A 22,678-nucleotide genomic window follows, 5' to 3' on the forward strand; every position below is an offset into this window, starting at 1 on the left:
GCCCCCTACATTTATCCCCCCGTAGGGGGCGCATTCATGCGCCCCTGGGTTAATTCGCGTGCGGAACCTAATGACGCCATTGATGCGCCCCTGGTTTAATTCGCGTGCGGAACGCGACGACGCCCGTTCGATACCCCGCAACCCGGGGCGCATTAATGCGCCCCATACATTTATCCCCCCCGTAGGGGGCGCATTCATGCGCCCCTGGGTTGATTCGCGTGCGGAACCTAATGACGCCATTCATGCGCCCCTGGGTTGATTCGCGTGCGGAACGCAATGACGCCTCCGGTAACCGGCATTAACCGAACCGGCCGGTGATGTACTCTTCGGTGCGGCGCACGCCGGGTGCGGTGAAAATCCGATCGGTATCTCCAAACTCAATCAGCTGTCCCTGATGCATAAACGCGGTGTAATCAGACACGCGGGCCGCCTGCTGCATATTATGCGTCACCAGCACCAGCGTGAAATGCGCTTTCAGCGTGGTCATCAGCTCTTCAATCACCAGCGTAGAGATAGGATCGAGCGCAGAGGTCGGCTCATCCAGCAGCAGAACTTCCGGCTCAATCGCAATGGCCCGCGCGATCACCAGCCGCTGCTGCTGACCGCTGGAGAGCGTCAGCGCATTCTGCGCCAGATGATCTTTCACCTCTCCCCAGAGCGCCGCCGCGCGCAGTGCGCGTTCACACGCCTCATTTAAAACGCGGCGATCGCGCACGCCCTGCAGACGCAGGCCATACACCACGTTCTCATAAATCGATTTGGGAAACGGATTAGGACGCTGAAACACCATGCCGATGCGCCGCCGCAGCGCCGGCAAATCCTGCCCCGCCTGCATCACCGGCAGCTGGTCCAGCAGAATTTCCCCTTCGGTACGGCAGCCGCTAATCATGTCGTTCATACGGTTAAAACAGCGCAGCAGCGTGGATTTTCCGCAGCCGGAGGGGCCAATCAGCGCCGTGATACGGTTTTTCGGGATCTGCAGATCGATAGCGTTCAGCGCCTGGCGCTCGCCGTACCAGAGCGATAATTTATTTACGCGTAGCGCAATGTTCTCATCGGACGTCATGTTCCAACCTTATTAGTGCGTCATCAGCCGGTAACGCTCCCGCAGCCGGTGGCGCAGTACCATCGCCAGCAGATTCAGCGACAGAATGATCATTACCAGCAGCAGTGCGGTGGCGTAAACCAGCGGCCGATCGGCATTGATGTTCGGGCTCTGAAAGGCCAGATCGTAAATCTGAAAGCCGAGGTGCATAAATTTGCGGTCAAGATGCAGATAAGGAAACACGGCGTCTACCGGCAGCTCCGGCACCATTTTAACCACACCGACCAGCATCAGCGGCGCCGTCTCTCCCGCCGCGCGCGCTACCGCCAGAATCAGCCCGGTGAGCATCGCCGGCACCGCCAGCGGCAGTACCACCCGCCACAGCGTTTCCGCCTGCGTGGCCCCCAGCGCCAGCGATCCCTGACGCAGCGTATCGGGTATCCGTGACAATCCCTCTTCTGTTGCCACAATCACCACCGGCAGCGTCAGCAGCGCCAGCGTCAGCGACGCCCACAGCAGGCCGGGTGTACCAAAGGTCGGGTTTGGCAGCGCCCGGGAAAAAAAGAGCTGATCGAGCGTGCCGCCAATCAGCCAGACAAAAAAGCCGAGGCCAAATACGCCATAAACAATAGAGGGCACGCCCGCAAGGTTCACCACGGCGATGCGCACCAGCCGCGTCAGGGTATGACGTCCGGCATACTCATGCAGCCAGACGGCAGCCACCACGCCGAGCGGCATAACGATGACCGACATCAGCACCACCATCAGCACCGTACCAAAAATAGCCGGAAACGCGCCGCTCTCGCTGCCACCTGCCGCGGGTGAATCGCTGACAAACTGCCACACCTGCCGGAAAAAGTGCTGCGCTTTTTGCGTCACGCTCATGTTATTGGGATACCAGGCCGCCACAATCTGCGCCAGCGGCAGGGTATGTTCCGTCCCCTGCGCGTCGCGGAGGATCAGCGTATCGCGCTGGCTCGCCCGCTGCAGATGCGCCAGCTGCTCAGCCAGCGCGCTGAAGCGACGATGCAGGGCTGCGCTGTTGGCATCAAACTCTGACTGCTGCTGCAGACCAAAACGCTGCTCGTGCTGCTGCTCATCCGCCTGCTGCTGCAGATTTTCCAGCTGCGCGTTAAGACGCGCCATATCGACACGGCGAATATTCTCAGCCTGACGCAGCTGCTCCTGTACCTGCTGCAGGCGCTGCTGCAGCAGCGCATCGCGATTATGTGCGGTAAGTGTCTCGTTGTCTTCCCGCAGCGCCACCAGCCAGCCGTAAGCGTTACCGCCGTTGCGCCGTTGCAGCACCAGCACGTCACGCGGCTGTTCAGCAACAGCTGGCGCGCGACTGTAAATCACGCGGAAATCAGGGGCAGCAAAATCACGGTTGCCGGTTTTCACCAGATAGCGCCATCCGGTGCTCTGCCGCTCTGCCTGCAGCGTTTCGCCCAGTAGCGTAACGGGCGCGGTGCCAGAGGCCTGAAACTGATAGCGATCCACCGGCTGCGGCCAGAATGCACGCACCCCCTGCCAGCCAAGCAGACCAATCAGCAGCGTAAACGCCAGCAAACAGACAGCCACCGCCCCCGCCGTCAGCCAGCGCCAGCGATCGTTCTGACGATGTGCGTTTTTCATCCCTGTCCCTCATGCTGACCGTAACGCCGGCGCAGCCGCTGGCGGATCACTTCTGCCACCGTGTTGATAACCAGCGTAAACAGCAGCAGCAGCAGCGCGCTGAGAAACAGAATGCGGTAGTGTGCGCTGCCCGCTGCCGCCTCCGGCATCTCTATTGCGATATTCGCTGACAGCGCCCGCAGCCCGGCAAAAAGCCCGCCTTCACTTACCGGCGTGTTGCCGGTGGCCATCAGCACGATCATCGTCTCCCCCACCGCCCGGCCAAAACCGATCATCAGTGCCGCGAAAATGCCTGCCGACGCACCAGGCAGCACCACCCGCGTCAGGGTCTGCCACGGCGTGGCGCCCAGCGCCAGTGAGCCCTGTCCGAGCGCCCCCGGTACGCTGAACAGCGCATCTTCCGCCAGGGTAAATATCAGCGGCACCAGCGCAAACCCCATTGCCACCGCGGCAACCAGCAGATTGCGCTGTTCGTAGTGGATAAGCTGTTCACCGGCGTCCGGCCAGAGCCGGGCCGCCAGCCATAGCGTCAGCAGCGTGACCAGCAGCAGCAGCGGCAGCAGTAACAGCACCTCAACACCCGGGCGACGGCAGCGCGCCGGCAGTCGCGGACTCAGCACGCCGCACAGCAGCAGCGTAGCGGCCAGTATCACCGGCAGCAGCAGTACGCCCGCCAGCGCGTGGCTGATATGCGGTGCCATCCAGATACCGGCAATCAGGCCAATCACCACACTCGGCAGCGCGCCCATCATCTCAATACCAGGCTTAACCCAGCGCCGCAGGCCCGGCGACATAAACCAGGCGGTGTAGATAGCCGCAGCCAGCGCCAGCGGCGTGGCAAACAGCAGCGCCAGCGCGGCGGCTTTGAGCGTGCCAATGACCAGCGGAACCAGGCTGAATTTCGCCTGATAGCTGTCGCCGGCAGCGGTGGATTGCCACACCCAGTCGGGCTGCGGATAATTCTCGTACCAGATTTTCTGCCACAGGTTACGCCAGGTAACATCAGGCCACGGATTATCAAGCCGGAACTGCTGCCAGTGCCCGGCGCGCTCGACAATCAGCCCGTCACCGCGCGGCGAAAAGGCGACCGCCTGAATACCCGGTGCCAGCTGACGCGTCAGGATCGGCCCTGACTGTTTGCTGGCAAACAGGCTGAGCACGCCCTGCCCATCCCAGCTGGCAAATACCCGGCGCTGTGGCTCCGTCACCACGCCCTGCGCGCCCTGTGAGCCGTGCCAGGTTTTGATTTTTTGCAGACGCGGACCGCGCTCGCCGGTAATGGCAAACCACTGGCTGACACCGCGATCGTCTCTGATCAGCAGCGATCGGCCCCCCGCCAGCATATGCAGGCTCGCAACCGGATGCGTCAGCGCCTGCGTTTCACGCAGCTCTGCGCCCCCGGCGCTAATCTGCCACACCTGCAGCTGGCGCTCACGACTGGTAAAAAGCTGCGTGCCGTCAGGCGCCAGCAGCAGCTGATCGGCGTGCTGCTGCGGCAGCACGACCTGGCTGACCTGCTGCTGGCCAGCCAGTGTCAGCACGCTGATCCCCGCTGGCGTCTGTGCAGCAATACGCCACTGCCCCTCGCCGGTCTGTGCCAGCGCCATCTGGCTGACGGCACCCTGCGGCAGCCGCAGCGGCCGATCGCCCAGCGGAAAATACCACTCGCCGTGATGGTGATCTATCCGCGGCTGCATCAACAGCAGAGCGCCCTGCACGTTGAGTAACACTGCATCAGCAGCGCTACTGGTAACGGCAGCCTGCGGCGCGTCCGAAAGCGCCAGCGCCGGGCCGGCGGGGTCGCCGTTAAGCGGAATAAAGCGCGCTTCATGAGGGCTGATACGCCAGCCCAATGTGCCGCTGCTGCCCAGCGCCAGCGCCGGCGTTTTATCCCACAGCTGCTGACTGAGCGCAGGCTGAAGCTGTGGCGCGCTGAATAAGGGCAGAACCACCCAGATAAGCCAGAAGAACAGCAGCAGCATCAGCAGCAATATTCCTGCGCCGCACGCCGTCACCATGCGCCGCACGAAGCGATCGATGGCGCGCCGGCGACGGTCATTAAATTCAACAGGAATATGGTTTATGCTCATGCCGGTCAGGGATTCAGATTAGAGAGTCGCTATGTTGCCCGTAGCGGGTTGATAAGACAACTGTTGCGGTTGGACAAGCCTGCCATACTCTAGCAATAATGGTGAGGGAGACTGAGCGGAGCCGCACCACTGCGCGCCTTGCGCCGGACATATTGTCCCGCCACAGCATCACGGAGTCAGAATGGGTCAGGAAAAGCTGTATATCGAAAAAGAAATAAGCTGGTTATCCTTTAATGAACGTGTGCTGCAGGAAGCGGCGGATAAAAGTAACCCGCTGATTGAGCGCATGCGGTTTTTAGGTATCTATTCCAACAACCTTGAAGAGTTCTATAAAGTGCGCTTTGCCGATCTAAAGCGGCGCATTCTGATCAGCGAAGAGCAGGGTAAACCCACTCCCCTGCGGCATCTGCTGAAGAAGATCCAGCAGCGGGTGCTGAAGTCCGATCAGGAGTTTGATGCACTCTACAATGAGCTGCTGCTGGAGATGGCGCGCAATCAGATCTTCCTGATCAACGAGCGTCAGCTTTCACCTAATCAGCAGGAGTGGCTGCGCCACTATTTCAAGCATCAGCTGCGCCAGCACGTCACGCCTATTCTGATCAACCATGACACCGATCTGATTGAGTTTCTCAAAGATGATTATACCTACCTGGCGGTGGAGATTATCCGCGGCGAGGATATCCGCTATGCGCTGCTTGAAATTCCGTCCGACAAGGTGCCGCGTTTTATCAACCTGCCGGCAGAGTCGCCACGCCGCCGCAAGCCGATGATCCTGCTGGATAACATTCTGCGCTACTGTCTGGACGAGATTTTCAAAGGCTTTTTCGACTACGATGCGCTGAATGCCTACTCCATGAAAATGACGCGCGACGCCGAATATGATCTGGTCACGGAGATGGAGTCGAGCCTGCTGGAGCTGATGTCCTCCAGCCTGAAGCAGCGTCTTACTGCTGAGCCGGTGCGCTTTGTCTATCAGCGCGACATGCCCGATGCCATGGTGGAGATGCTGCGCCACAAGCTCTCTATTTCCAACTATGACTCCATTGTACCGGGTGGCCGTTACCATAACTTTAAAGATTTTATCGGCTTTCCAAACGTCGGCAAAAGTAACCTGGTCAACCGGCCGCTGCCGCAGATCCGCCATATCGGCTTTGATGGCTTCCGCAATGGCTTTGACGCCATCCGCAATCGCGATGTGCTGCTCTACTATCCCTATCACACCTTTGAGCATGTACTGGAGCTGCTGCGTCAGGCGTCATTCGATCCCAGCGTGCTGGCGATTAAAATCAATATCTATCGTGTAGCCAAACACTCCCGCATCATGGATGCGATGATCCACGCAGCGCATAACGGCAAAAAAGTCACGGTGGTGGTTGAGCTGCAGGCGCGCTTTGATGAAGAGGCGAATATCCACTGGGCCAAGCGGCTGACTGAGGCGGGCGTGCACGTTATCTTCTCTGCGCCTGGTCTGAAAATTCACGCCAAACTGTTTCTGATTTCCCGTCGCGAAAATGAAGAGGTGGTGCGCTATGCGCATATCGGCACCGGCAACTTTAATGAGAAGACCGCGCGCCTTTATACCGACTACTCCCTGCTCACCGCTGATGCGCGCATCACGAACGAAGTGCGCCGCGTATTTAACTTCATTGAGAACCCCTATCGCCCGGTGACCTTTGAACATCTGATGGTGTCGCCGCAAAATTCACGGGCCGTGCTCTATCAGCTGATCGATACGGAGATTGCCAATGCGCAGCAGAGCAAGCCGTGCGGTATTACATTAAAAATCAACAACCTGGTTGATAATGGCCTGGTCGACAGACTCTATGCGGCCTCGGCAGCCGGGGTGAAAATCAACCTGCTGGTGCGCGGTATGTGCTCGCTGATCCCGGACCTGCCCGGCATCAGTGAAAATATTCGCATTACCAGCATTGTTGATCGTTATCTTGAACACGACCGGGTGTATATTTTTGAAAATGGCGGCGAGAAAAAGGTGTTTCTCTCCTCGGCTGACTGGATGACGCGCAACATCGATTACCGCATTGAGGTCGCCGTGGCGGTGCTCGATCCACGTCTTAAACAGCGGATTCTGGATATTATCGCCATTCTGTTAAGTGATACGGTGAAAGCACGTATCGTAGACAAAGAGCTGAGTAACCGTTATGTTCCGCGCGGCAATCGCAGGAAAGTGCGCTCGCAGCTGGCGATTTACGATTACATCAAGAGACTGGAACAACCTGAATAACGCCTATGCCAATTACTCCGAAGAGTACGCCGAAGCCGCAGGAATTTGCGGCCATCGATCTCGGCTCAAACAGTTTTCATATGGTGATCGCCCGCGTAGTAGATGGCGCCATGCAGGTTCTGGGGCGTCTGAAGCAGCGGGTGCACCTGGCTGACGGGCTTGACGCGCAGAACCGGCTGAGCGAAGACGCGATTGTGCGCGGTCTGAGCTGCCTGGCTCTGTTCGCTGAGCGCCTGCAGGGCTTTAGCGCCGCCAACGTGACCATTGTCGGCACGCATACGCTGCGCATCGCAACCAATGCCGAAGAGTTTCTGCAGCGCGCCGCAGAGGTGATCCCCTATCCAATTGAGGTGATCTCCGGCAACGAAGAGGCGCGCCTGATTTTCATGGGCGTTGAGCATACTCAGCCGGAAAAAGGGCGCAAGCTGGTGATTGATATCGGCGGAGGGTCAACCGAGCTGGTGATCGGCGAGGATTTTGAGCCGCAGCTGGTTGAGAGCCGCCGCATGGGCTGCGTCAGCTTCGCTAACCTCTATTTCCCGCAAGGCGAAATCAGCCAGGATAATTTTCGCCGCGCCCGCCTTGCCGCCACCCACAAGCTGGAGACGCTGGCGTGGCAATATCGCCTGCACGGCTGGCAATATGCGCTGGGCGCCTCCGGCAGTATCAAAGCCGCCTGTGAAGTGCTGCTGGCGATGGGCGAGAAAGAGAAGCGCGTGACGCCTGACAATCTCGATATGCTGGTCAGCGAAGTGCTGAAGCATAAATCCTTTGATGCCCTGAGCCTGCCGGGCTTATCTGAAGAGCGCAAAGCGGTGTTTGTGCCTGGCCTTGCGATCCTGTGCGGCGTCTTTGACGCGCTGGCGATCCGCGAACTGCGTCTCTCTGACGGTGCGCTGCGCGAAGGCGTTCTCTATGAGATGGAGGGGCGCTTCCGCCATCAGGATATCCGCAGCCGTACCGCGCAGAGCCTGGCGAATCACTATGTGATCGACAGCGATCAGGCGCGCCGCGTGCTGGAAACCACAGAGCAGCTCTATCTGCAGTGGCAGGAGCAGAATCCGAAGCAGGCGAATCCGCAGCTGACCGCCCTGCTGAAGTGGGCGGCCCTGCTGCATGAGGTCGGCCTGACCATTAATCACAGTGGTATGCAGCGGCATTCCGCCTATATCCTGCAGCACTCTAATATGCCTGGCTTTAACCAGGATCAACAGATGCTGCTGGCCACGCTGGTACGCTTCCATCGTAAAGCGGTGAAGCAGGATGAGATCCCGCGCTTTACCCTGTTTAAGAAAAAGCAGGTGCTGCCGATGATTTTTCTGCTGCGCCTCGGCACGCTGCTGAACAACCAGCGTCAGGCGACCACGCGCCCCGATGCACTGAAGCTTTCAACGGATGATGGTCACTGGACGCTCACCTTCCCGGCCGGTTTCCTCAGCCAGAATACGCTGGTGCAGCTCGACCTTGAGCGCGAGCAGGCGTACTGGAGCGACGTGACCGGCTGGAAACTGCTACTGGAAGAGGAGTAACGCGGGCCGTCTGCCCGCTGTCTGACGATGACGACACGCCCTGATAACTGGTTTACAGAAAAGTATGATTTATCGCCGCCGCACTCTGAAGTGCGCGCGGCGCTGCCAAAGCTGACGCCGGGCAACGCGCTGGATCTCGGCTGCGGTAAAGGCCGCAACAGCCTTTATCTCAGCCAGCACGGCTTTAACGTCACCGCCTGGGACGCTAATCCGGCAAGCCTTGACTACCTGAATACCATTATTGCCACCGAACAGCTGCCGAACATTCAGACAGCGCTGTGCGATCTCAACCAGCTGCGCTTCAACGGCAGCTATCAGTTTGTGCTCTCAACGGTGGTGATGATGTTTCTGCAGCCGGAGACGATCCCGCAGCTGATTGCCGATATGCAAGCCAGTACGCAGAAGTATGGCTACAACCTGATTGTGGCGGCGATGAGCACCGCTGATTACCCCAATACGCAGGCGTTCCCGTTTACCTTTAAATCGGGCGAGCTGAGCCACTACTACCGCAACTGGCACATCGTAAAATATAACGAGGATGTCGGCGAGCTGCACCGTCGTGACGCCGACGGTAACCGCATTAAATGTCAGTTTGCCACCCTGCTGGCACAAAAGGCGAGTTACTGAAGCAGGGCCGCGGTCTGCGGCCCCTGTCGCACGCATTCAATGCTTATTTTTCATACAGCGATTGACCCCATCCGGTAACTGTGACTAAATATTGTTATCGCCCTGAGGGGTATCAACAGGAACACCCGCGTGAACAGCGCCCTATCACCACGAAGACGTCCCAAAACCGGCACCATGACCCGCATCGTTTTGCTGATCAGCTTTTTTATTCTGGCTGGTCGCCTGATTTTTATCATTCCCGGTGCCATTGAGCATCATCAGCAGAAAAAGCCCCTGCCGGAACCGGCGACGCTGAGCAGCAGCGACACGCGCTGACGCTGCAATTACGGCCTTTGTTCTGCCCGTTCTGCCGGTAACACGCTACACTTTGTGCTGACTTTACAGACACAAAGGACGCGTTATGTCTGCCTCGCACGCACAACAACTAACCATATCCCGCCAGCGCATTCTCTCGCTGCTGCTAAGCAAACAGGACTTAGTGGATGTCCTGCTGGATAAATCTGTCGACCTCAGCGCCGCAGAGCTGCGCGAAGTGGCCGCCTGGCGTCAGCAGCTGGAGCAGGAGCTGGCGCCGCTGCATGCCGCCGACCTCGCTGATATTCTGGAAGCGCTGCCGGAAGAGGAACGCCGGGCGCTCTGGCAGCTGGTGCCCTCAGAACAGCGTGGCCGCGTGCTGGTTGAAGCCTCAGAAACCGTCTGGGAGAGCCTGACTGACGGCATGAGCGATCGCGAGATCCTGCGCGCGATTGAACCGCTGGATATTGACGATCAGGTTTATCTGGCACGCTATCTGTCGCGCGATCTCACCGGCCGCCTGCTGACCACGCTGGAGCCGCAGCTGCGCGCGCGCCTGCTTGATGTGATTGAGCTGGATCGCGATCGCGTAGGCCGCATCATGGATTTCAATATTCTCACCGTGCGCGCCGACGTTACCCTTGCCACGGTGCAGCGCTTTCTGCGCAAACGCAGCAGCATGCCCAACGGCACCGATAAAATTTTTATTACCAACGCACAGAATCAGCTGCTCGGTGAGCTGCCGCTGACCGATATTCTGCTGAACAAACCCAAAACGCTGGTCGCAGATGTCATGAACCCTCGTCCCACTACGTTTCAGCTCAATGATAACGCCGAGGATGCCGCCAGCGCTTTTGAGCGCTATAACCTGATCTCTGCCGCTGTCACCGACGCCAAAGGCAAACTGATTGGGCGCATTACTGTAGAAGATGTGATCGATCTGGTGAACCAGGAGAATGAGAGCAACATCCGCAAAATGGGCGGTATCAGCCAGGAAGAGGATGTGTTTGCACCGGTGCGTAAAGCGGTCAGCAAGCGCTGGACGTGGCTGGCCATTAATCTCTGCACCGCATTTATCGCCTCGCGCGTCATCGGCCTGTTTGAAGCGACTATTTCGCAGCTGGTGGCGCTCGCGACCCTGATGCCGATTGTGGCCGGCATTGGCGGCAATACCGGTAACCAGACCATTACCATGATTGTGCGCGCGCTGGCGCTGCATCAGGTGGAGCCCGGTAACTTCTCGTTCCTGATAGGCCGCGAGCTGGGCGTGGCGCTGATCAACGGCCTGTTCTGGGGCAGCATCATGGGAGGCATCACCTGGCTGATGTATGACAATATTCAGCTTGGCGGCGTGATGATGCTGGCGATGGTGCTGAACCTGCTGCTGGCGGCGCTGATGGGCGTATTAATTCCGCTGATCATGACCAAAATGAAGCGCGATCCGGCGGTGGGTTCCAGCGTGCTGATCACCGCCCTTACCGACACCGGCGGCTTCTTTATCTTTCTCGGTCTGGCCACGCTGTTTTTACTGCCGCACTGAGTCACGATAGCTGCGCCTTTATGCCGGCGCAGCTACACTCACTCATATCCTTTATCTGATGGAGACACAACATGTTTAACGAAGGCGATTTTGTGCAGTCAAAAACCGGTGGTCCTAAAATGCAGGTGCTGCGTGCAGAGGGCGATATGCTCTGGTGCGCCCGCATCGACGACCCGCTGAAAAAAGAGATAGAGATTAAAGCAGACAGCGTCAACCTCTATCATGAAGAGGGCGACTTCGGCGTCTGCTGAGTGCCCGGCGCGCCGCACTCCGCGGCGCCCCGTCAGGGATTATCCTTCTGCACGTTCTCCCGGCCGATGCCGCCGATAAACGGCAGCCGCAGCCGCAGCGGTGTGAAATCCACGCCAAGATTAAGTCCCAGTATATTCATCTCTACGCCCTCTTCTGCACCGACCGTCACGCCCAGTACGCCCAGCAGCGACAGCTGCAGACCGCGCCCCGAGGGCGGCAGCCCGACCGGGTGCAGCAGCGAGCGGTAATCCTTGCCGACGGCGTTTGCCGGCAGGTCGAGCTTCAGCGCCGGCACTTCGCGACCGATGTGTGCCAGGAAGGTATTGCTGTTTGGCCCCGGCCAGGCGCGATAGGTGGCGGGCCACGGATAGGAGCGGATCGCCGCCTCAATCTGCGGGATCATCGCCTGCGCTGCCGCCCCGCGGTGATCCACCAGCAGGCGCGGACGGGCGCCATACCAGTAGCCATCCGGCAGATTGCGGTTGCGCCGCACCTTGTCACCGCTGCCCCAGCTGATCACCTCATAGCGGTTGTATTGCGTCTCGCCGGCGCGCTTAAAGATGATCCACGGATGCACCGCCACTGCGCCTTTCCAGCCGTAAGTGGGAGCCGCATAGACCTGCACCACCGCCTCGCTGGCGTAGCGCTGCGGATCGGGTGCCAGTCCGGCGGAGTCGCGCCGCGCGGTAGCCCAGCCGCCCTGCCCGGTCTGCAGGTCGCCGCTGCGCGTCGCCTGCGCCAGGCTCGCCGCCAGCGACAGGATCACGGCACAAAGAAAAGTCAGCAGGATAAGTTTTACAGGCAGCATTCAGGGGTATCCGGGGCAGAAAAAGAGTGCGCTATTATGCAGCAAAACGGCGCCTGTTTATTCACCAACTATGCGCTGGCACGCAACGCGCCGGCAAACACATCATTGTGCGCTGCCGCTGTGTTTCAGCCATAAAAAAAGCCCGCACGCGGCGGGCTTTGTGTCAGAAAGGGATTATTCCCACTCAATCGTCGCCGGTGGCTTACCGGAGATGTCATACACCACGCGGGAGATGCCGCTGACTTCATTGATGATGCGGTTGGAGACGCGGCCCAGGAAGTCGTATGGCAGATGCGCCCAGTGTGCGGTCATAAAGTCGATGGTTTCCACCGCACGCAGTGAGACGACCCAGTCATACTTACGGCCGTCGCCCATCACGCCGACGGAGCGCACCGGCAGGAACACGGTAAACGCCTGACTCACTTTATTGTAGAGATCCGCTTTGCGCAGCTCTTCAATAAAGATGGCGTCGGCGCGGCGCAGCAGATCGCAGTACTCTTTCTTCACTTCGCCCAGCACGCGCACGCCGAGACCCGGACCCGGGAACGGGTGACGGTAAAGCATGTCGTACGGCAGACCCAGCTCAAGGCCGATTTTGCGCACTTCATCTTTGAACAGCTCTTTCAGCGGCTCAACCAGGCCCATCTTCATCTCTTTCGGCAGGCCGCCCACGTTATGGTGCGATTTGATGACGTGCGCTTTGCCGGTGGCAGAGGCGGCAGACTCAATCACATCCGGATAGATAGTGCCCTGCGCCAGCCACTTCACTTCGGTCAGCTTCAGCGCTTCTTCATCGAACACTTCGACAAATACGCGGCCGATGATTTTACGTTTGGCTTCCGGATCGTTTTCACCCGCCAGCGCATCCAGGAAACGCGCTTCCGCCGGTACATGGACAATGTTCAGACCGAAATGATCGCCAAACATATCCATGACCTGCTCTGCTTCATTCAGGCGCAGCAGACCGTTATCAACAAATACGCAGGTCAGGCGATCGCCGATGGCGCGGTGCAGCAGCATGGCGGTTACCGAGGAGTCAACGCCGCCGGAAAGGCCGAGGATCACGCGGTCGCTGCCCACCTGCTGGCGGATACGTTCAACGGCGTCTTCAATGATTTTCGCCGGCGTCCAGAGCGCTTCACAGCCGCAGATATCGCGGATAAAGCGTTCCAGCATGCGCAGTCCCTGACGGGTGTGCGTCACCTCCGGATGGAACTGCACGCCATAGAACTTCTTCTCTTCATTGGCCATGATGGCAAACGGACAGGTTTCAGTGCTGGCAACGGTGACGAAGTCAGCCGGGATCGCGGTGACTTTATCACCGTGGCTCATCCAGACATCCAGCAGCGGCTTGCCGGCGGCGCTGATCGCATCTTCGATATCACGCACCAGCGCACTCTGGGTGGTGACTTCCACCTGCGCATAGCCAAACTCGCGTTCGTTTGAGCCTTCAACCTTGCCGCCCAGCTGCATCGCCATGGTCTGCATGCCGTAGCAGACGCCCAGCACCGGCACGCCGGCGTTAAAGACATACTCAGGCGCACGCGGGCTGTCCAGCTCGGTGGTGCTCTCAGGGCCACCTGACAGGATAATCCCGTTTGGGTTGAACTGACGGATTTGCTCTTCGGTGACATCCCACGCCCAGAGTTCGCAGTAGACGCCCAGCTCACGCACGCGGCGCGCAACCAGCTGCGTATACTGCGAACCAAAATCGAGGATCAGGATACGATGTTTATGAATATTTTCAGTCGTCATTGAGGCATTTCCAGTGGAAGGGACTTAACAATAAAAGCGCCCGGCCAGAGCCGGGCGGGAAATCTTCAGGGATCAGGAACCCATGCGGTAGTTCGGTGACTCTTTGGTGATGGTCACATCGTGCACGTGGCTCTCATTGATACCGGCGCCGCTGATGCGAACAAACTCCGCTTTGGTACGCAGGTCATCAATGGTCGCGCAGCCGGTCAGGCCCATGCAGGAGCGCAGGCCACCCATCTGCTGATGAACGATCTCTTTCAGGCGGCCTTTATAAGCAACGCGGCCTTCAATGCCTTCCGGTACCAGCTTGTCTGCGGCGTTGTCAGTCTGGAAGTAACGGTCAGAAGAGCCTTTGGACATCGCACCGAGCGAGCCCATGCCGCGGTAGGATTTAAAGGCGCGGCCCTGGTAGAGTTCGATCTCGCCCGGAGACTCTTCGGTACCGGCCAGCATGGAGCCCACCATCACAGCGGCTGCGCCTGCGGCGATCGCTTTAGCGATATCGCCGGAGAAGCGGATACCGCCATCAGCCACGACCGGAATACCGGTGCCTTCCAGCGCCGCCACGGCGTCAGAAACAGCGGTGATCTGCGGTACGCCTACGCCGGTCACGATACGGGTGGTACAGATAGAGCCCGGACCGATACCCACTTTCACCGCGCTCACGCCCGCTTCAGCCAGCGCCAGGGCACCGGCACCGGTGGCAACGTTGCCGCCAATGATTTCAAGATCGGGATATTTGGCGCGGGTTTCACGAATGCGCTGCAGCACGCCTTCGGAGTGGCCGTGCGAAGAGTCAATCAGCAGCACGTCAACGCCAGCGGCAACCAGCGCATCCACGCGCTCTTCGTTACCGGCGCCGGCACCCACCGCCGCGCCCACGCGCAGACGGCCCTGCGCATCTTTACAGGCGTTGGGTTTACGTTCAGCTTTCTGGAAATCTTTTACGGTGATCATGCCCAGCAGGTGGAAACTCTCATCCACGACCAGCGCTTTTTCAACGCGCTTTTCGTGCATCTTCTGCAGTACCACTTCACGCGCCTCACCCTCTTTTACCGTGACCAGACGCTCTTTCGGCGTCATGACCGCGGTAACCGGCAGCGTCAGATCGGTCACAAAGCGCACATCGCGACCGGTGATGATCCCCACCAGCTCGTTACCGGCGTTGACGACCGGGTAGCCGGCGAAGCCGTTACGGTCGGTAAGTTCTTTCACTTCCGCCAGCGTCGTGGTCGGCAGCACGGTCTGCGGCTCTGTTACCACGCCACTTTCATGCTTTTTCACCTTACGCACTTCATCAGCCTGACGCTCAATCGACATATTTTTATGAATAAAGCCGAGGCCGCCTTCCTGTGCCAGCGCGATCGCCAGACCCGCTTCGGTCACGGTATCCATCGCAGCAGAGAGCATAGGAATGTTCAGACGGATGTTTTTGGTCAGTTGGGTGCTGAGGTCAGCGGTGTTAGGCAATACAGTGGAGTGAGCGGGAACGAGCAGGACGTCGTCAAATGTGAGGGCTTCTTTCGCGATTCTTAGCATTGCAATATCTCCACCTGGGGGCGTTGAAAACAGATAAAATATTGCCGCGGCATTATACAGGACGAAACCGATTGCCTCTACTGCTTTTTCAGAAAAAGTCTTGATCCTGCGCAGCAGCCCTGTAGTATCGATGAATTAACCCTCTGATTTAAAATTTGATCTTCATCACATGTCGCTACCTGCAACCGCCAATATTTTTACCGTCAGCCGCCTCAACACCACGGTGCGCACGCTGCTGGAAAATGAGATGGGCCTGGTGTGGCTCAGCGCTGAGATCTCTAATTTCACGCAGCCCGCGTCCGGCCACTGGTACTTCACGCTGAAAGATGATGGCGCCCAGGTGCGCTGCGCGATGTTCCGCAACAGCAACCGGCGCGTGACGTTCCGGCCGCAGCACGGGCAGCAGGTGCTGGTGCGGGCCAGCGTCACGCTGTATGAGCCGCGCGGCGACTATCAGTTAATCATTGAAAGCATGCATCCGGCGGGTGAAGGCCTGCTGCAGCAGCAGTTTGAGCAGCTGAAAGCGCAGCTCAGCGCAGAAGGGTTGTTCGATCAGCAGTTCAAACAGCCGCTGCCCGATCCGGCCCGCCAGGTCGGGGTGATCACCTCCGCAACCGGCGCCGCGCTGCATGATGTGCTGCGCGTGCTGCACCGCCGCGATCCCTCACTCCCGGTGGTCATCTACCCCACCGTGGTGCAGGGGGCCGATGCGCCCGCTGCCATCGTGCGCGCTATCGAGCTGGCCAACCAGCGCAACGAATGTGACGTGCTGATTGTCGGCCGCGGCGGCGGCTCGCTGGAAGATCTCTGGTGCTTTAACGATGAACGCGTGGCGCGTGCGATTTTTGCCAGCCGCCTGCCGGTGGTCAGCGCCGTGGGACATGAAACGGATGTCACCATTGCCGATTTTGTCGCGGATTTACGCGCGCCCACGCCCTCTGCCGCCGCTGAGATCGTCAGCCGCAATCAGGTCGAACTGCTGCGCCAGCTGCAGTCACAGCAGCAGCGCATGGAGATGGCGATGGACTACTACCTTGCCGGGCAGCAGCGTTATCTCACCCAGCTTCAGCATCGCCTGCAGCAGCAGCATCCGCAGCTGCGCCTGGCTCGCCAGCAGACCGCCCTGTTTCAGCTGCAGCGTCGCTTAGGCGCCGCCGCCGATCGGCAACTGCGCAGCGCGCAGCGGCAGCAGGATCGGCTGCTGCAGCGGCTCAGTGCGCAGCAGCCGCAGGGACGCATCCTGCGCGCGCAGCAGCAGCTCACGCACTGGCACTACCGGCTGCAGCAGAGCATGACGCAGCAGCTGGGGCAGGATCGCCAGCGCTTTGGCACGCTGATGGCACAGCTGGAGGGCGTCAGCCCGCTGGCGACGCTGGCGCGCGGCTTCAGCGTCACCACCGATACGCAGGGCGAAGTCGTAAAACAGATCGCCCCGCTGCAGCCGGGCGACAGACTGCGCACCCGGCTGCAGGATGGCTGGGTAGAGAGCGAAGTCACTGCCCTCACGCCGCTGAAGCGCCGCCGCACATCCCGCCGATCTGACTAAGCCAGCAGGGAGAGATGCTCTCCCTGCTTTCACGCCCCCCTGCTCTGCCTGACCCCGGTCTATACTCTTTGCATACCCATCACTCAGGGAGTCCGGCATGTCATACAGCGTAATCCCCCCCTATATTCTGCGTAATATCATCGATAACTGTGCAGGGCCGCAACAGGCGTCGGCACGCCGTACGCTTACCCACGTTCAGCAGCTGATGGCGGAGCCGCACCGCGTTGTCGCCCCGGCGGATATTGCCCGGCCAGGCGAGGTACTGCGCGCCATTTTTGATGCCGGGCATAGCCAGACGCTGCCCGGCACGCTGATTCGTCAGGAAGGTCAGCCCGGCAATGGCGACGTGGCTGCTGATGAAGCCTGGGACTATCTGGGCGTTACTTATGATTTTTTCTGGAACGTTTATCAGCGAAACTCGCTCGACAACAAAGGGCTGAAGCTGGACGGTACTGTGCACTACGGCCAGAATTATCAGAACGCTTTCTGGAACGGCCAGCAGATGGTCTTTGGCGACGGTGACGGCGAGATTTTTAATCGCTTCACCATCGCGATTGACGTGGTCGCCCATGAACTGACGCACGGCGTCACGGAAAGCGAAGCGGGACTGATCTACTTTCAGCAGGCGGGCGCGCTGAATGAGTCGATGTCTGATGTCTTTGGCTCACTGGTAAAACAGTATCAGCGGCAGCAGCGCGCGGAGGAAGCGGACTGGATCATCGGCGAAGGATTGCTGGCTAAAGGCATTAACGGCAGCGGTCTGCGCTCAATGTCCGCACCCGGCACCGCCTATGATGACCCGCTGCTGGGCAAAGATCCGCAGCCTGCGGATATGGCGCACTATATCGAAACGCGTGATGACAACGGCGGCGTGCATCTTAACTCCGGCATTCCCAACCGCGCGTTTTATCTCGCGGCCACCGCGCTGGGCGGCTTTGCGTGGGAACGCGCCGGCCAGGCATGGTATGACACGCTGTGTGACAAAACCCTGCCGCAGGATGCTGATTTCAGCACCTTTGCCCGCTTTACCGTTGAGCATGCGGCGAAACGCTTTGATCGGCAGGTCGCGGAGCAGATCAGGGCCGCCTGGCAAGAGGTGGGTGTGAAGTGAACGTAGAACTGACGGATGACGCCATCATAGAGCTGGCGCGGGAGGGCGGTTTCGCCTTTATCCCCAAATTGCGTAAAGAGCGGCGTTTTGCGCTGGCCCAGCTGCCGGAGCCGCAGAAACAGCGGGTCTGTCAGGTGCTGGAGCAGGCGCTGCCCTTCGGAGAGCAGGCGGAGCAAGCCAGCACCGCAGGCAGTGGCGATCAGCACTATTTTCGTATTCAGATCACCTACGCCACTCACCATGAAGCAGGTGCCATTGTGATTTATGTGGCGGAGAAGGATGCGCCGCCAGCGCTGCAGGCGCTGTGGCAGAACGGGGAGTAGGCAAAAAAAAGGCCGGCATTGTCTGCCGGCCCTGCTGCTCTTACTTGCTGTCTGGCAGCGCGTAGGCAATCACATAATCCCCGCGATCCGGCGACTGGCGTGCGCCACCGGCAGAGATCAGGATGTACTGCTTGCCATTTTTGGGCGAGACATAGCTGATCGGGCCACCCTGGCTGCCGACCGGCAGGCGCGCTTTCCACACCTCTTTACCGGTTGAGCTGTCAAAGGCGCGCAGGTAGTAGTCCTGGGTACCGGCGATAAACACCAGTCCGCCCTGCGTCGCCAGCGTACCGCCCAGCGTTGGCATCCCTACCGGCATCTGCGCGTGCATTTTGATACCAAACGGGCCGGTATCCTGCACGGTACCCACCGGCACCTGCCAGACGATCTGGCGCGTTTTCATGTCGATGGCTGACAGCGTACCAAACGGCGGGGCCTGGCACGGAATGCCGAGCGGCGACATAAAGCGGTTTTTGTTCACCGCATATGGCGTGCCCTTAAGCGGTACGGCACCCATACCGGTGTTCACCGACTCACCGCCGTTGCTGCCGCGGGCCACTTTGCTGGTGTCCTGCGGGATCATCTGCACCCACAGGCCGAGACGCATATCATTGACGAACATATACTGGTTGTTCGGATCAAATGAGATGCTGCCCCAGTTCAGACCACCCAGAGACCCCGGGAAGCTGAGCGACTTGTCCGTGTCCGGTACGGTGAACAGACCGTCATAGCGCATGCCTTTAAATGCGATACGGCACGCCAGCTGGTCAAACGGCGTCGCGCCCCACATATCGGATTCCGTCAGCGTCTGATTGCCGATATTGGGCATCTCAACCGAGTGCGGCTGGGTTTTGGTGTACTGCTCGTTCGGGATGTGGCCCTGCGGCATCGGCCGCTCTTCCACTTTGGTCAGCGGCTTGCCGGTCAGGCGGTCCAGCACCCAGATCATGCCGGTTTTTGCCCCGATGACCACCGCCGGTTTGGTGGTGCCATCTTTCATCGGGAAGTCGACCAGGCTTGGCTGCATCGGCAGGTCGAAGTCCCACAGGTCGTTGTGAACTGTCTGATAGACCCACTTCTGTTTGCCGGTGGTGGCATCCAGCGCGAGGATTGATGCGCCGTAAGTGTGATCGAGCTTTGTGCGATTCGCGCCCCACAGATCCACTGACGAGCTGCCCATCGGCAGGAATACGGTGTTCATTGCCGGATCGTAGGAGAGCGGCGCCCAGGAGTTTGGCGTGCTGCGGGTATAATCCTGGCCCGGCATCAGTACCGCATTCGGATCGTCATTGCCCGGATCAAACGCCCAGCGCATTTTACCGCTGATCACATCAAAGCCGCGCAGTACGCCGCCTGGCATATCGGTCTGCACGTTATCCGCCACGCGACCGCCGACTACCACGGTGGTACCGGCAACCTGCGGAGCGGAGGTCAGCTGATAGAGCGGATCGGGCGCCTTGCCCAGCCCCTGCTTCAGATCAACCACACCGTTGTTGCCAAAGCTGGCGCAGAACTCACCGTTGTCGGCGTTAATTGCGATAAGACGCGCATCGATGGTGTTCATCAGGATACGGCGCTGGCAGCTGTCGCCTGCGGCCAGTACCGGTGGCGGCATCGGCGTGGAGCCTGGCTGCGTAGGCTGCGTTACCGGTTTGGTGGCGTCAAAATAGGCCAGACCGCGGCAGCGGTTCCACACTTCCGCCTGCGCATTGATTTCACGCTTCCAGATCTGCTTACCGCTGTCCGCTTCCACTGCAATCACATTGTTATGCGGCGTGCAGAGATAGAGCGTGTTGCCTACCTGCAGCGGCGTCTGCTGATCTTCAGCGCCATTGCCGGTCGGACTGAGCGGCGTGTCACCGGTATGGAAGGTCCAGGCAACCTGCAGTTCCTTAACGTTGTCACGCGTGATCTGGTCAATCGCCGCAAAGCGATCGCCCTCCGGCGTGCGGCCGTAGCTGCTCCAGTCCTGCTGCGGTTTGCTTTTATCTGCCGGGATCAGCGGCAGCTGTGAACCGGTAAAGGCCACGGTCGGATGCGGCTGAAACATCTGCACCACGGTGGTGACCATGCCAGCCGCAATCAGCGCTGACAGCGCATAAGAGAGCGTTGCCAGCGGCGCTTTGCCTTCGCTTTTACGCAGCGCAGGCCACGTCAGAAATGCAAACAGCATCAGGCCTGCCGGCACCATCAGCCGGGAAACCAGCGGCCAGAAGTGCCAGCCGGCATCCATCACCGCCCAGATCAGGGTACCGATAAACGCCAGCGCCAGCAGCGTTACCGCTGACGCTTTGCGCCGGATAAACTGGATCGCCGACGCGATCATAACGATACCGGCAATCAGAAAGTATTTACTGCCATCCAGTGCCGCCAGTTTACCGCCGCCAATAGCGAAAAACAGGCCGATCGCCAGCAGCACCAGCCCGAACAGCACGGACCAGGCACTGAGTCCCCTGCCGGGGCGAGTGGAATGTTCTGCCTTCACACAAACTCTCCTGAAAAATACTGCATGCCGCCTGTCCGGCTCTGTCGCGGGACACTGCAGCACTTTATTTAATGACGGACTGCGAAGCAGCCCGCTACCACGCACTCATGCATGAGAACGCGGTATATCAGGGCGAGCTCACCATAAGGCGGCAGGATTGTACCAGATGGTACAATTAAAAGTGAACGATCATAACGCAGGGTTTACCGGCCAATAGCATTTTTGCTACATCTGCGGTGCTAAGCGGCTGTTAAATCACAGGCAAAAAAAAGAGCCCGGCGGGCTCTTTTTTAGTTAACGCTTATTCTTCTTCAGGTGCGCCAGCAGACGCTTGCGCTTGCGCTGCTGCGTCGGCGTCAGCAGATTACGTTTGCCGGCATACGGGTTATCACCCTCTTTGAACTGAATACGGATTGGCGTACCCATCACGTTCAGCGAGCGGCGGAAGTAGTTCATCAGATAGCGCTTGTAGGAATCAGGCAGATCTTTTACCTGATTACCGTGAATGACCACGATAGGCGGGTTATAACCACCGGCGTGAGCGTATTTCAGCTTAACGCGACGGCCCCGTACCAGCGGCGGCTGATGATCTTCTGCTGCCATGTTCATAATGCGCGTCAGCATAGAGGTGTTGACGCGTTTGGTTGAGCAGTCGTACGCTTCCGTTACGGATTCAAACAGGTTACCTACGCCGCTGCCGTGCAGCGCCGAGATAAAGTGTACGCGGGCAAAATCGATAAAGCCGAGACGATAATCCAGCGTCTCTTTCACTTCATCTTTCACTTCCTGCGACAGACCATCCCATTTGTTTACAACGATCACCAGCGAGCGCCCGCTGTTGAGAATAAAGCCCAGCAGCGAGAGATCCTGGTCGGAAATACCGGCACGCGCGTCAATCACCAGCATCACGACGTTAGCATCTTCAATCGCCTGCAGGGTTTTAATCACCGAAAACTTCTCAACGGTATCGGTGATCTTGCCACGCTTGCGCACCCCGGCGGTGTCGATCAGGATATACTCCCGCTCGTCACGCTCCATCGGGATATAGATGCTGTCACGCGTCGTGCCTGGCATGTCATAGACCACCACGCGATCTTCACCAAGAATACGGTTAGTGAGCGTTGACTTACCTACGTTAGGACGGCCCACGATAGCCAGCTTAATCGGCAGGCCGGTCGGATCAAACGCCTCTTCCTCTTCAGCCTCTTCGCCATTCTCTTCTGCGGCTAACGCGGCCCAGTAGGCTTCGTTTTCATCCTCTTCGGTGACTTCCTGCGGGTCTGCCACGTCCATCCACGGCAGCAGCGCGGTTTCCAGCAGCGAGGTAACGCCGCGACCGTGCGACGCGGCAATCGGATGAATATCACCCAGACCTAGCGCGTAAAAGTCCAGCACGGCGGCATCGGCATCCAGGCCATCCGTTTTGTTTGCCACGAGGAACGTTGCTTTTTCACGGGAGCGCAGATGATTGGCGATCTGCTGATCTGCCGGCATCACGCCCGCACGGGCATCCACCATAAACAGCACCACATCCGCTTCTTCAATCGCCAGCAGCGACTGTTCCGCCATGCGGTTTTCCACGCCCTCTTCGGTGCCATCAATACCGCCGGTATCGATAACAATAAATTCGCGCCCTTCCACTTCGGCGCGACCATATTTGCGATCGCGAGTCAGTCCAGGGAAATCGGCCACTAACGCATCACGGGTGCGCGTTAAGCGGTTAAACAGCGTGGATTTCCCCACATTGGGACGCCCAACCAGCGCGACCACAGGTACCATAACACTTGCCTCAGTTTAAAAATGAATCGCCCGAATGGCGTGAGTATAACGACATTTGTCGCCCGCTTCAGGCTTAAG

17 protein-coding genes are annotated in these 22,678 nt (G+C 59.1%); 9 read left to right on the forward strand and 8 right to left on the reverse strand.

The annotated features are described in order from the left end of the window. Window positions 1–298 precede the first annotated feature (298 nt). From pstB to B3041_RS05175, 3 genes are read right to left on the reverse strand one after another with little or no spacing between them, the layout of a single operon-like run. Complete coding sequence (pstB, locus tag B3041_RS05165; protein ID WP_065648704.1) at window positions 299–1,066, reverse strand: phosphate ABC transporter ATP-binding protein PstB; 768 nt, start codon at window positions 1,064–1,066, stop codon at window positions 299–301. A gap of 12 nt (window positions 1,067–1,078) precedes the next feature. After that, the gene (pstA, locus tag B3041_RS05170) at window positions 1,079–2,680 is read right to left on the reverse strand and encodes a phosphate ABC transporter permease PstA (protein WP_292969896.1); all 1,602 of its coding nucleotides are present in this window, start codon (window positions 2,678–2,680) and stop codon (window positions 1,079–1,081) included. Then, window positions 2,677–4,770, reverse strand: a complete 2,094-nt coding sequence (locus B3041_RS05175) for an ABC transporter permease subunit (protein WP_292969898.1) — start codon at window positions 4,768–4,770, stop codon at window positions 2,677–2,679. The genes pstA and B3041_RS05175 overlap by 4 nt, the downstream gene beginning before the upstream one ends. Window positions 4,771–4,951: 181 nt before the next feature. Between B3041_RS05175 and ppk1 the strand changes: the two genes are divergently transcribed. The 6 genes from ppk1 (at window position 4,952) to B3041_RS05205 (ending at window position 11,253) form a co-directional block, all read left to right on the forward strand. Further along, window positions 4,952–7,012: a polyphosphate kinase 1 gene (gene ppk1, locus B3041_RS05180; protein WP_065648701.1), complete on the forward strand. Its 2,061-nt coding sequence runs from the start codon at window positions 4,952–4,954 to the stop codon at window positions 7,010–7,012. 5 nt (window positions 7,013–7,017) lie between these two features. Beyond that, the gene (gene ppx / locus B3041_RS05185) at window positions 7,018–8,541 is read left to right on the forward strand and encodes an exopolyphosphatase (RefSeq protein ID WP_292969900.1); all 1,524 of its coding nucleotides are present in this window, start codon (window positions 7,018–7,020) and stop codon (window positions 8,539–8,541) included. 27 nt (window positions 8,542–8,568) lie between these two features. After that, window positions 8,569–9,168, forward strand: a complete 600-nt coding sequence (gene tehB / locus B3041_RS05190) for a tellurite resistance methyltransferase TehB (RefSeq protein ID WP_065648699.1) — start codon at window positions 8,569–8,571, stop codon at window positions 9,166–9,168. A gap of 129 nt (window positions 9,169–9,297) precedes the next feature. Next, complete coding sequence (locus B3041_RS05195; protein ID WP_065648698.1) at window positions 9,298–9,483, forward strand: YfgG family protein; 186 nt, start codon at window positions 9,298–9,300, stop codon at window positions 9,481–9,483. A gap of 85 nt (window positions 9,484–9,568) precedes the next feature. After that, entirely contained in the window at window positions 9,569–11,002 is a 1,434-nt protein-coding gene (gene mgtE / locus B3041_RS05200; RefSeq protein ID WP_065648697.1) for a magnesium transporter, read from the forward strand. A 71-nt stretch (window positions 11,003–11,073) separates the two neighbouring features. After that, complete coding sequence (locus tag B3041_RS05205; protein WP_065648696.1) at window positions 11,074–11,253, forward strand: DUF2158 domain-containing protein; 180 nt, start codon at window positions 11,074–11,076, stop codon at window positions 11,251–11,253. A gap of 32 nt (window positions 11,254–11,285) precedes the next feature. Here B3041_RS05205 and B3041_RS05210 read toward each other — a convergent pair whose 3' ends face one another. The 3 genes from B3041_RS05210 to guaB all read right to left on the reverse strand — a co-directional run bounded on the left by B3041_RS05210 (window position 11,286) and on the right by guaB (window position 15,356). Then, the gene (locus tag B3041_RS05210; protein WP_292969905.1) at window positions 11,286–12,062 is read right to left on the reverse strand and encodes a DUF3750 domain-containing protein; all 777 of its coding nucleotides are present in this window, start codon (window positions 12,060–12,062) and stop codon (window positions 11,286–11,288) included. A gap of 174 nt (window positions 12,063–12,236) precedes the next feature. Next, entirely contained in the window at window positions 12,237–13,817 is a 1,581-nt protein-coding gene (gene guaA, locus B3041_RS05215; RefSeq protein ID WP_065648694.1) for a glutamine-hydrolyzing GMP synthase, read from the reverse strand. 72 nt (window positions 13,818–13,889) lie between these two features. Then, entirely contained in the window at window positions 13,890–15,356 is a 1,467-nt protein-coding gene (guaB, locus tag B3041_RS05220) for an IMP dehydrogenase (protein WP_065648693.1), read from the reverse strand. Between the two features lie 169 nt (window positions 15,357–15,525). Here guaB and xseA point away from each other — a divergent pair, with 169 nt between their 5' ends. From xseA to B3041_RS05235, 3 genes are all read left to right on the forward strand, one after another. After that, window positions 15,526–16,902 carry an exodeoxyribonuclease VII large subunit gene (gene xseA, locus B3041_RS05225; RefSeq protein WP_292969909.1) on the forward strand — a complete coding sequence of 459 codons (1,377 nt, stop codon included), beginning with the start codon at window positions 15,526–15,528 and terminating at the stop codon, window positions 16,900–16,902. A gap of 97 nt (window positions 16,903–16,999) precedes the next feature. After that, window positions 17,000–18,013 carry a M4 family metallopeptidase gene (locus tag B3041_RS05230; protein WP_065648691.1) on the forward strand — a complete coding sequence of 338 codons (1,014 nt, stop codon included), beginning with the start codon at window positions 17,000–17,002 and terminating at the stop codon, window positions 18,011–18,013. Next, a complete protein-coding gene (locus B3041_RS05235) occupies window positions 18,010–18,336 on the forward strand; it encodes a protealysin inhibitor emfourin (protein ID WP_292969911.1) in 327 nt (108 codons plus the stop codon). The genes B3041_RS05230 and B3041_RS05235 overlap by 4 nt, the downstream gene beginning before the upstream one ends. Before the next feature lie 40 nt (window positions 18,337–18,376). On the opposite strand, the gene B3041_RS05240 is transcribed toward B3041_RS05235, so the two are convergent. Together B3041_RS05240 and der are read right to left on the reverse strand one after the other, a co-directional pair. After that, on the reverse strand, window positions 18,377–20,821 hold the full coding sequence (locus tag B3041_RS05240) for a glucose/quinate/shikimate family membrane-bound PQQ-dependent dehydrogenase (RefSeq protein WP_292969913.1): 2,445 nt from the start codon (window positions 20,819–20,821) through the stop codon (window positions 18,377–18,379). A 294-nt stretch (window positions 20,822–21,115) separates the two neighbouring features. After that, window positions 21,116–22,600: a ribosome biogenesis GTPase Der gene (der, locus tag B3041_RS05245; RefSeq protein ID WP_065648688.1), complete on the reverse strand. Its 1,485-nt coding sequence runs from the start codon at window positions 22,598–22,600 to the stop codon at window positions 21,116–21,118. Window positions 22,601–22,678 lie beyond the last annotated feature (78 nt).

Source organism: Pantoea sp. UBA4549, assembly GCF_002387285.1.
GTDB classification, from domain to species: Bacteria; Pseudomonadota; Gammaproteobacteria; order Enterobacterales; family Enterobacteriaceae; genus Pantoea; species Pantoea borealis.